General features: G+C 63.3%; 15 protein-coding genes. 6 read left to right on the forward strand and 9 right to left on the reverse strand.

Features of this window, described 5'->3' with window-relative positions:
- The first annotated feature begins 1 nt into the window (after window position 1).
- From ACX80E_RS02325 to ACX80E_RS02335, 3 genes are read left to right on the forward strand one after another with little or no spacing between them, the layout of a single operon-like run.
- Window positions 2–1270: a nitroreductase family protein gene (locus ACX80E_RS02325; RefSeq protein ID WP_459300154.1), complete on the forward strand. Its 1269-nt coding sequence runs from the start codon at window positions 2–4 to the stop codon at window positions 1268–1270.
- Complete coding sequence (locus ACX80E_RS02330; protein ID WP_459300156.1) at window positions 1257–2963, forward strand: ABC transporter ATP-binding protein/permease; 1707 nt, start codon at window positions 1257–1259, stop codon at window positions 2961–2963. Before ACX80E_RS02325 ends, ACX80E_RS02330 begins: the two co-directional genes overlap by 14 nt.
- Window positions 2960–4666, forward strand: a complete 1707-nt coding sequence (locus ACX80E_RS02335; protein WP_459300158.1) for an amino acid ABC transporter ATP-binding/permease protein — start codon at window positions 2960–2962, stop codon at window positions 4664–4666. Before ACX80E_RS02330 ends, ACX80E_RS02335 begins: the two co-directional genes overlap by 4 nt.
- A 183-nt stretch (window positions 4667–4849) precedes the next feature.
- On the opposite strand, the gene ACX80E_RS02340 is transcribed toward ACX80E_RS02335, so the two are convergent.
- Genes ACX80E_RS02340 through ACX80E_RS02350 form a run of 3 tightly spaced genes read right to left on the reverse strand, consistent with a single transcriptional unit; the run spans window position 4850 to window position 7776 of the window.
- Window positions 4850–5845 (reverse strand): ABC transporter substrate-binding protein, encoded by a 996-nt coding sequence (locus ACX80E_RS02340; RefSeq protein ID WP_459300160.1) that lies wholly within the window; start codon window positions 5843–5845, stop codon window positions 4850–4852.
- A gap of 30 nt (window positions 5846–5875) precedes the next feature.
- Window positions 5876–6664 carry an ABC transporter ATP-binding protein gene (locus ACX80E_RS02345; protein WP_459300162.1) on the reverse strand — a complete coding sequence of 263 codons (789 nt, stop codon included), beginning with the start codon at window positions 6662–6664 and terminating at the stop codon, window positions 5876–5878.
- Window positions 6661–7776: a FecCD family ABC transporter permease gene (locus tag ACX80E_RS02350; RefSeq protein WP_459300164.1), complete on the reverse strand. Its 1116-nt coding sequence runs from the start codon at window positions 7774–7776 to the stop codon at window positions 6661–6663. The genes ACX80E_RS02345 and ACX80E_RS02350 overlap by 4 nt, the downstream gene beginning before the upstream one ends.
- 298 nt (window positions 7777–8074) lie before the next feature.
- Here ACX80E_RS02350 and ACX80E_RS02355 point away from each other — a divergent pair, with 298 nt between their 5' ends.
- Window positions 8075–8512 carry a GNAT family N-acetyltransferase gene (locus ACX80E_RS02355; RefSeq protein ID WP_459300166.1) on the forward strand — a complete coding sequence of 146 codons (438 nt, stop codon included), beginning with the start codon at window positions 8075–8077 and terminating at the stop codon, window positions 8510–8512.
- Between the two features lie 347 nt (window positions 8513–8859).
- Here ACX80E_RS02355 and ACX80E_RS02360 read toward each other — a convergent pair whose 3' ends face one another.
- Window positions 8860–9468: an NUDIX hydrolase gene (locus tag ACX80E_RS02360; protein ID WP_459300168.1), complete on the reverse strand. Its 609-nt coding sequence runs from the start codon at window positions 9466–9468 to the stop codon at window positions 8860–8862.
- A gap of 469 nt (window positions 9469–9937) precedes the next feature.
- Between ACX80E_RS02360 and ACX80E_RS02365 the strand changes: the two genes are divergently transcribed.
- The gene (locus tag ACX80E_RS02365; protein ID WP_459300170.1) at window positions 9938–10333 is read left to right on the forward strand and encodes a GNAT family N-acetyltransferase; all 396 of its coding nucleotides are present in this window, start codon (window positions 9938–9940) and stop codon (window positions 10331–10333) included.
- A gap of 7 nt (window positions 10334–10340) precedes the next feature.
- On the opposite strand, the gene ACX80E_RS02370 is transcribed toward ACX80E_RS02365, so the two are convergent.
- The 5 genes from ACX80E_RS02370 to ACX80E_RS02390 form a co-directional block, all read right to left on the reverse strand.
- Window positions 10341–10796, reverse strand: a complete 456-nt coding sequence (locus ACX80E_RS02370; RefSeq protein ID WP_459300172.1) for a GNAT family N-acetyltransferase — start codon at window positions 10794–10796, stop codon at window positions 10341–10343.
- A 190-nt stretch (window positions 10797–10986) separates the two neighbouring features.
- Window positions 10987–11472 (reverse strand): hypothetical protein, encoded by a 486-nt coding sequence (locus ACX80E_RS02375; protein WP_459300174.1) that lies wholly within the window; start codon window positions 11470–11472, stop codon window positions 10987–10989.
- A 74-nt stretch (window positions 11473–11546) separates the two neighbouring features.
- Window positions 11547–11852: a transcriptional regulator gene (locus tag ACX80E_RS02380; protein ID WP_459300176.1), complete on the reverse strand. Its 306-nt coding sequence runs from the start codon at window positions 11850–11852 to the stop codon at window positions 11547–11549.
- Window positions 11836–12300: a hypothetical protein gene (locus ACX80E_RS02385; RefSeq protein ID WP_459300178.1), complete on the reverse strand. Its 465-nt coding sequence runs from the start codon at window positions 12298–12300 to the stop codon at window positions 11836–11838. The genes ACX80E_RS02380 and ACX80E_RS02385 overlap by 17 nt, the downstream gene beginning before the upstream one ends.
- A 219-nt stretch (window positions 12301–12519) precedes the next feature.
- A complete protein-coding gene (locus ACX80E_RS02390) occupies window positions 12520–13491 on the reverse strand; it encodes a helix-turn-helix transcriptional regulator (protein WP_459300180.1) in 972 nt (323 codons plus the stop codon).
- 95 nt (window positions 13492–13586) lie between these two features.
- Here ACX80E_RS02390 and ACX80E_RS02395 point away from each other — a divergent pair, with 95 nt between their 5' ends.
- Window positions 13587–14024 carry a VOC family protein gene (locus tag ACX80E_RS02395; protein WP_459300182.1) on the forward strand — a complete coding sequence of 146 codons (438 nt, stop codon included), beginning with the start codon at window positions 13587–13589 and terminating at the stop codon, window positions 14022–14024.
- The last annotated feature ends 431 nt before the right edge of the window (window positions 14025–14455 follow it).

Below are 14455 nucleotides of genomic sequence, written 5' to 3' on the forward strand. Positions count from 1 at the left end.
CATGAAAAACTCTCACCACCAGCACCCCCGCGAGGATTTCACCGCGGCCTGGTCCGACCGGGTCCCCGGGGCCATGACGCACCCCGGTCCGCGGCACAACAGCTGGGATCAGCCCATAAGCCCTGAGCACAGGCCACCAGATGCCGCGGTGCCAATCGCCGAGGTCCTCGATACGCTCTGGAAAACGGGCGGCTACCATCTGAACCCCGCCACCGGGGCGCCCGGCACCACCACGCAACGGGCCATCCCGTCGGCCGGTGCCTGCTATCCGGTGCAAGTGCACCTGTTGTGCGGCGTCGATTGTGACGTGCCGCCGGGAATCCATGCCTACAACACCGAGGATTCCACCACACACCGCCGGGCCGGATCCGCGCCCGGCATGGCTGGCGCCGTCGTCGTGTTTACCGTGCTGCCTCAGCGAACCGCGGCGAAATACCACCACCGGGCCCTGCCGCTGCTCCTGGCCGACACCGCCTACGCCCTCGTGGGTGTCGCGCACCATGCGGCTTCACGGGGGTTGCGGAGCCGGTGGCTCACAGCGGATCCAGCCTCCCTGGCTGTCGCGGCCAGGCTTCCTGACTACGCGCGGTGGCAGGAGCACTGGCCCGGCACCGGGCCTGAACTGGCCATTGCCGCCTTGGCCGTGGGTGCGGGGGAGGAACTACCCGTGTTGGCCCAGTGGGCCAGCGCCGCCGGGCCTGTTGGGTGGCCGCAGCCATGCCCTGCGCGGCAGCCGCGGACGCTGGCTGCGGTGGTGCGCTGGGCAGCCGGTTCGGGGCTCCACCATCCCGAAAGCACACAGGAACTGACGCCGACCGCCGGTGTCAGTGCCGCAGACTTGCGACGCCGGCGCAGCCTGCCCCTGCCCCTGCCCCCGACGACGACGTCGGGCCGCCGCGCGTCGGCGCCACGGTGGGAGACGTTGCTGACGGACTTCCCGCTACCAGCCCCGCCCGGGTGCGAGGTCCTAGTCCTCGACCAGGACAGTATTCGCGCTCAAAAAGTGCACTTGGACTGTGCGGGACAGGAATGGATCGGTGCATTAGAAGGGATGCTGCTCTTTCGCACCCGCTGCGAGCCGGATGAAACGTCCATGTGGTGGGCGGCCGGGGCCGCCGCCCACCTGCTCTATTCCGTCTTGGCTGCCGAGAGGGACTATGCCTTCCGGCCCGTGGCGGGCTGGACCGGGACCCGTGACGGGTTCACCACGCTTCATGCGCTCGGCTTCCGGGCACCCCCATTGGAAGGAACCACACATGTTGGTGAATAGGCGCCTGCTGGCTCTGACCCACGGACACCGCCGCCTCCACTCGCTCACCGCCGTTGTGTGCCTGAGCACCGCCAGCTACTGGGCGCAGGCGTGGTTTCTGGCCAGCGCTCTTGCCGCGCTCCTGCCGGGCCACGGGCACTCCGCAGCGCTAGTGACTGGCAGCCTACTGGCAGTGCTCGGTTGCGGCCTTCTGCGCGCGGCGCTGCAACAACTGCAGGCCAGGCTGGCCAGTGCGTTGGGGACTGCAGTACGCCTGGAACTGCGTACAACCTTGACGGCTGCCCTGTTGCGCCCGGAGCGACTGCGCGACAACGACGAACGCAGTGGGGCACGCCGACTGGCGCTGAGCGAGGGGGTTGACGGGGTGGAACCCTACGTCACCGCCTACATCCCCCATGCCCTGCAACTGCAGATCCTGTGCCCGATCCTGCTGGCCGGGGTCGCCGTGCTGAACCCCGTACTGGCCGGCGCTTTGTTACTTGCCATCGTGGTGGCAGTGGGGGCCCCGCGGCTGTGGAGCAAGCTCCTGGCGCGGCGTGGGGCCACGCACTGGGACTCCTACGAGGCACTGAGTGCGGACTTCCTCGAGGCGTTGCAGGGCATGCGTACGCTGAAGACCCTCGACGCCGTTTCGCGCTTTCGCGTCCGGCTGCACGATCGTTCAGAGGCACTGCACCGGGCCACAGTGGCCACCATGCGGGCCTCACTCGCCGATACGGCGTTGGCGGACCTCGGCATCCAGGCCGGGCTTTTGGCCGCCGCGGCCTTGACCGCGCTGGCCGCACTGGGTGTCCTGCCCTCGGGTGGTGGCGGAGATCCGGCACAGACCTTTTTCGCGCTCATTCTGGCCTCGGAGGTCTTTCGGCCCGTCCGCGACTTGGCGCGCCAATGGCACTCCGGGTACCTGGGCATCTCGGCACTGGGCAGCATCGATGCTGTTATCGGCAGCGACGGCCAAAAGCCAGCCCAGCCCGCGGCTGTCCCTGCGCCGGGCCTCGCGAAGGCCCCCGGCGACAGTGAATCCGGCGGTCGCACGTTAGTGCTGGAAAACGTGTCCTTCCGCTATGGAGCTCAAACTCCGTGGGTGCTGGACGGAGCCTCGGCCCGCATCCGCCGCGGCGGGATCACGGTTTTGGCCGGGACCTCGGGCGCCGGCAAGAGTACGCTCTTTGACATCATGCTCGGGTTCCTTCCCTTCGACGGCCAATGCTTGTTGGACGGGCGGCCGCTGCACACCGAGGACATCAGCGTGGTGTCCCAGCACAGTTATTTGTTCCCGGGCACCATCCGGGCGAACCTAGAAGCAGTGCGGCCCGAGGCGGACGACACCCGGATGCGCGCAGTGCTGGCCAGGGTGGGGCTGGCACGCGAGCTTGAATCGTGGCCCCGCGGCCTCGACACAGTGCTGTCGGAGGCCGGGCACTCGCTGTCCGGTGGCCAGCTCCAGCGACTGGCAGTCGCCCGCGCCATTCTGGCCGACCGCCCGGTGCTGTTGTTGGATGAACCCACTTCGGCGCTGAACCCGGACCTGGCGATCGAACTCATGAACTCCCTGCGCGCCGAGGCCCGGCACCGCATCGTGGTGATGATAGCCCACCGCGCCGAGGCCCTTGACGCTGCTGACACCGTGCTGCACCTGCAGCAGGGCACCCTGTGCGAAACCATCCCGACCACAACCACGGAGGCGCCATGAGTCCGCAGAACACCGACACCGGCCGACGCCGGGCCGATCCCCTGTGGGGGCTGGTTGGGCAGCTGTCCGACCACCGCCTGGCCCTGGTCTGGACCGGAGTGGTGGGTCTGGCCAACAACCTTGCCCTGGTCTTTCTGGCCGTGGCAGGGTCCTACGCTGTGACCTCGGCCTTGGTCGAGAGGCAGTTGGTGGCCCCGGGCTGGTGGATCGCGGCCGGCACGGCTGTGCTGCTGCGCGCCGTGCTGACCTGGCACGAGATGGACTTGTCGCACTCCATTGCTTACCGGGTGCTCGCGTCGTTGCGCATGGGGCTTTTTGATGGGTTTTCCCGCGGGGTGCCGTCCCGGAGTCCCGGGCAGCACACCGGACGGCTGGCGGCCACCGCCATGGGGGATACGGAGAAGCTTGAATTCTTCTACGCCCACACGCTGACCCAGCTGGCCGCGGCCGTGGTGTTGCTGCTCGGCGGCACCGCGGGGCTGTATCAGCTCGGCGGGCCGCTGGCTGCCAGCCTGGTGCTGGGTCTCGCAGCGCTGGTGCTGCTGACCCTGCCCTGGCTGCGCGCCAACGCTCGCCTGGGTGAGGACGTGCAACGGGCGAAATCTGACCAATCGGCCCTTGCCGTTGACCTGCTTGCCGGGTCCCGGGAAATCCTCGGCTTCGGGCTGCAGGAGCAGGTGCAGCGCCAGCTTACCGAGGCCACCCTGGCCGTGGCCCGGGCGGAACGGCAACTGAAGGTGCGTGAGACTGCCGCCGCCAGTGTGCGCGAACTGTGCTCCCTGGGCATCCTTGTTGCCGTGTTCCTGACCGCCTGGAACCAGCCGGGCCTTGATCCGCTGTGGATCCCGGCCGTGGTTGCCGGAACGCTCACGCTGCTCTCCCCCCTGATGGAGGCTGTCGCGGTATTGACCCAATTGCAACCTCATCGAGCCAGTGCGGCCCGGGTGCTGGCGGGAATCTCCATGCCGGCGCAGGGGCCCGTCCCGGCACCGGTGTATCCCTTTTCCGCCTCGGGGCCGCTCGGCATCGAGGTCAGCGGTGCGGGCTTCGCCTACGGGGACGGCGCACCGGCGCTGGAACCCACATGGTTGTCCGTTGCACCAGGGGAGCATCTGGGCATCTCGGGCCGCTCGGGGGCTGGAAAGACCACCCTGGCCCGTCTACTAGCACGGCTCTGGGCCCCGGACATGGGCTCCATCGGCCTGGCTCCGACCAGTGGCGGGTTGGTGGACGCCGCCTCCGTTGACCTGCAGGTTTTCCGCGGATTGGTCACGCTCGTGGAGCAGGACGCCACGATCTTTCACGGGTCGCTGCTGGATAACATGCGCTTGGCTGTCCCCGGGGCCACCGCGGACCAGGCTATTGCAGCCCTGGGCCGCGCAGGGCTTCGGCTGGATGCCGCGCGCTGGCCCGACGGCGTTCACACCATGATCGGCGAGGCCGGCTCGGGCGTGTCGGGAGGGGAGCGTGCCCGTATTGCCCTGGCCCGCGCGCTGCTGGTGCAGCCGCGCGTGCTGGTGCTGGACGAGCCCACCGCGTCTCTGGATGCGGCCACTGAAACGATCCTGCTTGATGCGGTGGCGGCACTCGCCCCGAACACGACCGTCATCACGATCTCCCACCGGGAATCCACGTTGGCACGTTGCGACCGGCGGGTCGACCTCGCCGGCCTGCACGCCTTGCCCGTAGCCCAGCCGGTGTAGGGCATCCGTCCGGGGGAGACCTGAGAACCAGGCCGGCCCGCCATCGCGGGCCGGCCTGGTCATCTTCCATCTCCCTGCTCCTTGCCCGAAACCCTGGCTTCGCCGATCCCCGCCTGGGCACAGGAAGGCCTTCGGAGTCCGCCAGATGGCGGATCCCGAAGGCCTCGGTGTGTGCGGTGGGCCCTAGAACGCGGCGGGGTGAAGACCCTTGGCGATCTGCCCCACGGCTCGGAGATTGCCCCAGGTGCCCGGCATGACGTCGTCGGAGTCGATGGCCACGAGGCGGTCGTTCTTCACGGCGTCCAGTTGCGGGAACTTGGTGCGCAAGAACTCGAGGGTCGCCTGCTCGTGGGCCTTGTCGATAGTGGTGAACACGATGACCTCCGGGTTCTTGGCGACCAACGTCTCGGGCGAGATGACCGAGGAGAAGAACTGGGCGAACGCCTTGTCGTCGGGGCTGAACACGTTTTCGCCACCGGCGAGCTCGATCATGTTGTATTCAATGCCCGCCCCAATCGCGGCGATGGTGTTGCCTTCCACGAAGAGCTCGGCAACGGAGGGCTTCGGTAGCTCGGCGACCCGTGCGGTGACGTCGGCTAGGGCGCCCTTCGCCTCGCCGGCCAGCGTCGCGGCTTGCTGGGTGGCGTCAAAGATGGTGCCCATGTTTTCGATGTCGGTGAGCAGGTCCGTCACCTTGGCCCCGCTGCGGCGTTCGGGACAGCCGGCCGTAGCGATGTACGCCTGTGCGCCGGCGGCCTTGAGCTGGTCGATGCTGGCGAATCCCTGCTCTGCGGTGAATTCGTAGCTGGTGGGTGAGTACACCAGATCCGGGGCAACGCCCAGCAGGACCTCGCGCGACGGCGGGCCCTGATCGCTCAACTGCTTGGCGGTGCCTAGGTCGGCAAGTTCGGGCATGAGTTCCTTGCCCTTGCTTTGAGCTTCTGCCACGACCTTGTCCGCCTGGCCCAGACGCACCAGGATCTCGGACTGGCCCGGCGTCATGGCCACGGACCGCTGTGGCACGGCGGCGAAGGAAAGCGTGTGCCCGCAGTTCTTGATGGTTTTCGTGGCACCGGTGGACTCCTGCGGCGCCGTGGCGGAGACTGCTTGACCACAGCCGCCCAGCAGTGTGCTGCCCAGCAGCAGCCCGGTGATGAGAATTAGGGGTTTGTTGTTCATGCGTGTTCCTTGACTTGTTGGTATTCGTGGTTAGTGGTGTGTCGCGGGTTGAGGGGCAAGCCGGGCGACGGCGATCAGCGGCCGGCCAGTGAGTGGGTGCTCGAGCCGGCGTGAGTCAACGCCGAAGCCGGTGCGGATGGCGTTCTCATCGAGTACCTCACGTGGTCCGCCGTGGGCGTGCAGTTCTCCCGCCCGCATCAGGGCCACCTGGTCGCAATATTCGCCGGCCAGGTTCATGTCATGCAGGGCTGTGAGTACAGTGAGTCCGCGTGAGGTGGCCAGGGACATGAGTTCTAGCTGGAAGGCGATGTCCAGGTGATTGGTGGGTTCATCCAACACCAGCACGGGTGTCTGCTGTACCAAGGTCCTGGCCAGCAGAACGCGCTGTTTCTCCCCACCGGAGAGCCCGGCGAAGTACCGCGTGGCTAGCTGCGCTGCCCCGACCTCGCGCAACGCCGTGTCAATGAGTTCATGGTCGGCAACCGAGTCGGCGCCGAATCCGCGCTGGTGCGGCACCCGGCCCAGCATTGCCATCTCCCGCACGGTGATGGGGAATTCCTGCGTCGACTCCTGGGCCATGACGGCAATGCGCCGGGCCACCTGGCGCCCGTCCAGTGACCGAACATCAGTGCCATTGACGCGCACGGTTCCTGAGGAGGGCTTCTGCGCGCGGTACAGGGTGCGCAACAGGGTCGATTTGCCGCAACCGTTGGGGCCCAGAAGGCCAAGCACCGTGCCGGAGCGTACCTCCAATGACACATTGTGTACGATCTGTTGTCCACCAAGGGTGACGCTGACATTCTCGAACGAGACGTTCATCGATCCACCCCCGCTGCACGGGCGCCGGAAGTGCGCATGAGCCACAGGAAGCAGGGTGCCCCGACAGCTGCGGTGAGGATGCCCAAGGGAATCTCGGCCGGCTGGGCCACTGTGCGGGCCAGTAGATCGGTGAGCATCAGGAACAGGGCGCCGCCCAGGATGACCAGCGGCAGCATCCTGCGGTGGTCCGAGCCGACCATCATGCGCACCGCGTGTGGCACCACCAGGCCCACGAAGCCGATGCCGCCGCACACCGCGACGGTGGTGGCGGTCAGCAGGGCCGTGGCCAGCAGCAGCGTCCTCCGCATGGCCGTGACATTCACACCGAGCGCTATGGCTGTCTCATCTCCTGCCAGCATGGCGTTCAGTGCCCGGGAGCGCAGCATGGCATACAGTCCGACCCCGGCCAGGGCGAGCCCGGGCAGGACTAGCTGCGGGTAGCTTGCCGCGGAGACGCTGCCGAGCAGGAAGAAGAGGACGCTGTAGACGTTTTGCGCCTCGGTGGTGATAGTCAGGAAGTTGGTAATGGCGGCCAACAATGAGCCGAGGGCGACGCCGGCCAGAATGAGCCGGGAGGGTGAGATCATCCCGCCCTGCTGGGCCAGCAGGTACACCAGAACCGTGGCCCCGGCGGCCCCAACGAAGGCGGCCGCGTTCAGGCTCAGCCCGGACACCGCCGTGGACCCGGCCACGATGGCCAGTACCGCCCCGACCCCGGCTCCGGCCGAGACACCCAAGATATAGGGTTCGGCCAGCGGATTACGGACATTTGTCTGCAGTAGTGCTCCAGCCAGGGCCAGGCTGGCACCGGCAATGCCGGCCAGCAGCGTGCGTGGCAGCCGGAAGCTCCAGACAGCCTGGTCTTGCGAGACACTGATGGTGCCGTCGTGCATCCACACCATCCCCGGGACCAAGTGTCCGGTGATGATCTTCGCTGCTTCGGGCAGGCTGGTAGCCAGCGGCCCGGTGCTTGCGGAGAGCAGAATGACCACCACGATGCCGGCGAACATGATGGCGGCGGTGCCGTATCGCCGCCAGACGGTGTTTCGTGTCGGAGGGGAAGGCGCCATGGGGCGCGGCGGGTCCAGGGTGGCTCGAAGAGTATCGTTCACGCTCCACACAATACCCTAAATGATAATCATTATCATTAAGGATTTGAGTACGTCACCATTGATCGCCGTATTTCAGTGTCGAATAACGCTGCACACCACGACGGGATTCTGCCAGCCAAGTCGTGTTAAGGGGAGGGCGCCCGCACCGGAAGGAATCCACCCACTGTGTCGGAGCGCGGCGGCTCGGACCAGGGGCAAACAGACTATGATCATGAAATTGGCTCGTCGCCCGACGCGTCAACAAGAGAACTGCAGGACTGTAGCGGAGTCCTCTGGGGGGACGGGAGCGGAGTGAAGAGTGCCTGTTGATTTCCAGGTGGCCTGTGCCGCCAAGATGGATCCAGTGCTTCTGTATTCGGTGCTGAGACTCCGAAATGATGTTTTTATCGTTGAGCAGGGCGCCGCCTACGACGATTTGGACGGCAGGGATATTGAGCCCGGGGCACGGCTATTCTGGGCCGAGGACGGCGGTAGCATCCTTGCGACTTTGAGAGTTCTTGCGGAGCCAGATGGTCGACGCATCGGACGGGTCGCCACCGCAGCCGAGGCCCGGGGCCAGGGCCTGGTGGCACAACTCATGCGGCGTGCCGTGGGCGAATACGGCGGGGAGAGGATCGCTCTTGACGCGCAACAACAACTTGAACGCTGGTATCAGAAGTTTGGGTTTTCCGCTGTGGCGAAATCTTCATTGAGGACGGGATTCCCCACATCCCCATGCGACGAGCTGCCGGGGTAGTTCCTGCCGGTTGAGCCCCGTAGCCCCGCAGATACTCGAGCGGCTAGGTCAGCAGGCATGGATGCGCCGGGCCACTCCCGGGAGCTCCGTAAGTGCAAACTTGTTCTTGGACAAACCCGGCGGTCTGATTTCGCCTCGCTGGGACCAGCCGAAGATGTCAGGCGCTCCAGTTTCCTTTGACGGTCGTTTCTTCGCTGGCACTGCCACCAACCCTGCACGGGCAACGGCAACCGTAGTAGCAGCCGTCGTTCTGGTCGATTCCCTGGCGAGGTCAGCGTGATCAAGCCGGTGAAATGCTCGACGTCATCTGAACGAAATATCCAGCGGCCGCCGCGACGGCCACCGAATCATTTAGTGGCGAGCAGGTCCCGGACGGTGTCGCGTAGGGGCAGCAGCGGTGCTGGCAGTTGCTCGGTGCGCGCCAGGACATGCAGTCCGCGCATGGTCAGGCCGGCATCGGTGAGATTGCCGTCGAGGATGTGTTGCATGAAGCTGTCGCGGTCCATCTCATGGGGGCGACCCATCTCGTCAGCGTCCCAGGAAGGAGCCGCGACTTTGGCACAGCCCGTCGCGATGACTAAGTGTTTTTGGCGCGTTGAGTTTGCGGACGCCCATTCCGATCCAGCGTGAAAGATGTCCCCGGCCTGATAGCCAGTTTCTTCTAGTAGCTCACGGCGGCCACCTTCCTCAACGGACTCCCCGTCTTCAACACCGCCGCCAGGTAGTTCGACCAGCACCTGTTGCGGACCCACGCGGAATTGGTCGAATACCACTACGCGCTCGAGATCGTGCGTGAAGGCCACGACGGCCACGCTGGTCTTTTCTTCCAGGACGTCCCAACTGCTGATGGCGCCGTCGGCCGTCCGATAGACGTCACGGCGAATCCGCACGAAGCCGTCATACGCAGTGTCGCTCCCAAGCCGCGCCCATGGTTGTGCAGGACCTAAATTACTCATAGCAACGATTCTTACTTAGCAGGGGTCATCAGGTCGAATCTGATAGGTGCTTAGGTTTGTGTGTACGACTCTGACCTGCGGTTATGTTGAAGACGTGGCCCCGAGCGGGACAACTCATGAGAGCGTCGATAAACTCAGGGTCCGCGCGGCACGGGGTGCTGGTCGTGTATCCATGCGGGATGACCCAGCCGTAGGGTGTTTGGTCGGGGCCTGGCTGAATGGTCCGTATCGAGTGCCGCTTCTTGGCCAACGGCTCCCGATTATGGGCGGCGTGGTCCAGTGCCGGATTCTGCCGAGGGCAAGCCAGCCAGCAATCTGTTCAGTCGAAGCTTGAAACAACGGTTTCATCACTGTTTCCTTGTTGCTTTCGAGCCAAAAATTCGCAAGTCAGAATGTCAACCGAATCTTGGTCAGCCCCCCCTGTGCATCTTGAGGTGTATTACCCCCCAAGGCAGGGCAGGCCGCTGACATGTCGCACCGCCTTGTTGCCATTGAGGCTGGCGACGGGTTTTCCTTTGGTTTGTTTTCTGGTGAAACCGTTGTCGGTCGCTTCAACCTTGCCGGAATAGCGCGAGGCCCCTTCCAAAGTGGAGTTCTGAGCTATTGGGTGGATAGAGACTACACAGGTAGAGGGCTGGTGTCAGCTGCAGTCCAGGTGGTCGTGGAAAAGGCTCGCGAGGAACTCGGGTTGCACCGCATCGAAGCGGCTACGTTGCTACACAACGCCGGCTCGCAGCGGGTACTACTGAAGGCTGGTTTCCAGCAGATTGGTATGGCTCCGCGATACCTGCAAATCGCCGGGACCTGGCAAGACCACAACCTCTATCAGATTCTCTTGTCCGAAGAGGGTGCTGGCGCTCACTGAAAGTGTGTCAAAGCTGCCTGGTCCAGGCAACTTCACGTCCGAGCTGGCCAGTTTCAGTAAACAGTTGAACTTGATGAGTTGACGCAAGAGCAACGGCGAGATCCTTCGTATCTGCCGCCGTGAATCCGGCTTTCTGCCAGAATGGGCCAGACCTCCGGCTAAACAACCAAGCCTGTTTGGCCCCATCCTCGACAGCTCTCTCGATCGCGAATTGGGCAAGCTTCAGCCCAATCCCTGAACCGCGACGCTCAGGATCAACGGCAACGCTTCGGATAAGCGCATGCCTCCCGTCCTCACTGCTTTCATATCCCGCCGAGGCGAGAATATGTGCCGTCGTTTCATCCCGCGAGATCCACAAGTGCACAGTTGGTGAATCGAGTCCACTCAGAGTCAGGTCAGCGATATGCAGGAACTCTGAAATTTCAGCCATATCGGTCTCAGTTGCGCGCGTAAGATTGACCATTTCTCAACAGTATCCACCCAGCGGCGGAATTCCGAAACATGTTGGAAGTATTGGCAGCCGTTTGAGTGTTCTCTATTCACGGCGTCCCGTAAGACGGTCGGATTCCGGGACCCTAGGCCTTGGGACCTGGACGAGGAATACCAGGTATTGCATGCACCGCAGGTGAACCCTCACTGCGACACGAATCGAGTCAGACAGCGGCAACGGTCACGTCTCGGCCGACGATCATAGCTAAGAGGTCGTCTAGAGTGCCGTGGCACTTCTCCAACTCAGGTAGGTGGTAGAACGTGCTGGTGGTCTCAAGGTTGTTGATGACTTCGTCCGGCGAATGCAGGATTGTCCTTCTGCCTTGAGCGATCGCGATGCCAAGCTCAACATGCGTGCCCTTCCCGCCTGGAAGCAGGAATACGACGACGTCGGCACCTATCACTGCATCTCTCTCATGCTGCCCGATGGAGCGCAGATCACCGAGCGTGACTGTACCCGCATCGCGCGCCGACGCGTTCTGGGTCCAGTCGTACGTGTTGACGTAGCCCTTGCTTTCCAAGGTTTGCGCGACGTACCGGACGTTGACGATATTCCTGAAGCTCGACGCAACATAGAACCTTTTCAAAGCTTCTGCCTCCTGATTGGAACTTCGACCATTGTTCCTTACTGAGCCGGCCCGGTGCGTCACGTACGCCCCTAGGAGGCAACCCTGAGTGGGGTGGTTCGGCTCAGGTCCGGTTCGGTGTTCCGCCAGCGAGGGGCTTAGGGCTCCGTGACAAGCATGACTCGCAATGCTGCAACATGTCCAACGTAGGCCTTCCTCCCTGATGCGGTCAGCGCAACCCTGACATGGCTGCGCCCGCCTTTGATGAAGCGTTCTATGTCGACGTACCCGGCATCGTTGAGCTGTTTAAGGTGCTTGCTCAGTACTGAATCAGCGACTCCGAGGGCTTCACGTAACTGGGCAAATTCGGCCCATTGCAATGGCGCAAGAGCGGCACAGATGCGTAAGCGCACCGGGGCATGAATCAATTCATCAAAGGCGGCAGGACTAGATTGGGCGCTCATTGGCGTCCTTGATTCGGTTCTTAGTCGTCTCTGTGCGAATGCGTGACGTAGCGAACCAGCCCAAGGAAAATATCAGGATCCACTTGGAGGCAACTTCCCACCACAAGTTAGCTTCCCAGACTCTGCCGGCCTGAATGATTAGCATGAAAAGCAGAACATAGGCCATGTAAGGCCCGGAGTGGCTAAGGACCGTGCGTTGCTTAGGCCGCTCCCTCATCACTAGGTAGTACCAAATGCCTACTGGAATCAGTAGTCCAAAGAGGCTAAGGGTGACGCTCCAAGGGACAATATCCACTAAGCCGAAGCCGGTGGAAATGATCACGAGCAAAACAAACATCATGCTGCGTGGCTCTTCGGTATTGTCGGCCATCGAGTCGGTTGCTTCTTCGGCCTCACCGAGCGCCGAGGCGGGGCTAAAACTTGCGGAACATGGCTTTTCCTCAGTCATTACTTGCCCACTTTCCGTTATGGAAAGTTTACTTTTTCCGAATTGGAAAATCAAGAATTGTGTAGATTTACCCCCCCCGTCTCGCGCGCAAACGAGAGAGTTACGCGTACCGCATTGGACGTCTCCTGCAGCCCGCGCCCAACTGTCCCGCAAGCCGGTGATTGTCCGGTGAGGGACCGGCTTGCCGGACAGTGCTGAACTCTTGTCCGGAAACTTCTTTCAGGGACGAACCGGCGGCGGTTCGGTGGCTGCTTTGGTGTAGCGGTCGGCGAGTTCTCGCAAGATGGTCCGAAGTTCGGGTGGATCGAGCACGGTGAATGGGACGTTGAGGTTCGTGATGTAGCGAACGAGATCGTGCAGGGAGTCGCTGCCAGTTTCCAGAAGGCAGTTGTGTTCGTCGATGGGGTGCAATAGTCCGGCTTCTGGCGGAAGAATGTCAGCGATGGCGTCGATGGTACCGTGCAGCTGGATGTGGGCCTGATGTTTCCATGCCCGTGAGCCGACCCCCCGCAGGACGTGATTGGCGGCATCCTCGGGTGGCTCACGCGGGGTAAACCTCGGACCGGTTGGCAAGGGTTCGCTAATGCGGTCGGCTCGGAATGTGCGCCAGTCTTCACGGTCGCGGTCCCATGCGAGGAGGTACCAGCGGCGGCCGGTGTAAACGAGGCGATGAGGCTCAACACGTCGTTTGCTGACTGTGCTGTCACGGCCCAGGTAGTCGAAGCTCAATTGTTGGTGGTCGCGGCAGGTTCCGGCAATGACGGTGAGTATCCTCGCCTCAACGGTGGGCCCACGGCCGGTCGCCGACACGGTGGCTAGCCGCAGAGCATCCACACGGTGTCGCAGCCGTGTAGGAAGAGTTTGTTCAAGCTTGGCCATTGCCCGAAGGGACGTTTCTTCGAGCCCTGCCACAGAGCCCGAAGCTGCGGTAGCCAGTCCTACTGCCACAGCGACGGCTTCCTCGTCGTCAAGTAGTAGTGGTGGCAATGTCGAACCGGGCGCGAGACGATAACCTCCGGTGATTCCAGTGCAGGAGTGCACCTCGTAGCCAAGTATGCGCAGCCGTTCAATATCGTTGCGGACCGTCCTCGTCGTGACCTCCAGCCTGCCGGCGAGGTCAGCGCCGGACCAGTCGCGCTGCACTTGCAGGAGGGAGAGCAGGCGAAGCAGACGAACTGAGGTGTCCAACATGTTCTGAAGTCTTTCAGCTATTGCGGAACCATACGTTCCGCAATTCAGAATACGCTGAACGGAAGAAGCAGCCAATCTATGACGAGGGATAAACCATGAGCTTGCGGGGATTCAGCACGATCAACTTCTGGGCCGAGGATGTTGAGGCGGCCACCGCCTGGTATGCCCAGTTCCTGGGTTTCAATCCCTATTTCGAGAGGTCCAGTCCGGAGGGGAATCTCGCATACGCTGAGTTCCGCATTGGCGACTACCAGCACGAGCTTGGCATCATCGATAGCCGGTACCGCCCTTCCGCTGCAACAACTGATCGGGTATTCGAACCCGGCGGTGCAGTCATGCACTGGCACGTCGAAGACCTTGACGGCACCATGGAGCGGCTTCTGTCGATGGGTGCCACGGAATACCAGCCCATAACGGCACGAGGCGATACTGGCTTTGTCACGGCCTCGGTGATCGATCCGTTCGGCAACCTTTTGGGTGTTATGACCAGCCCCCACTATCGTGAGGTGCTCTCATCATTGCCCGGGGCCTAACAGTGAATGCACTTGAATTCTCTGAAGCGTCCGACTGGGAGTCGTGGCTGAAAGTTCAGCACGACTAACAGGCCGAGGCGTGGTTGCGAATCGGCAAGCGACATTCAAGTGTCCCGCTCATCACGATTGCCCAGGCGGGCGAATTGGCGCTGTGCTTCGGGTGGATTGACGGTCAACGCAAGGCCTGCGACGAGGTGTCGTTTCTCCAACAGTATTCGCGCCGCAGACCAAGGAGTCCGTGGTCAAGGGTCAACGTCGTGAGGGTCGAATCGCTAATCGCCGCCGGACGCGTGCGACCGCCCGGGCTCAAGGAGATCCATGAAGCCAAGACCGATGGACGATGGGAAGCCGCGTACGATACGCACCGCACCGCCAGTGTGCCCGCAGAACTGACAGTGGCACCGGCAAGACCCCCCCCGGCATCTGCCGCC

This window comes from Arthrobacter sp. TMN-49 (genome assembly GCF_054511095.1).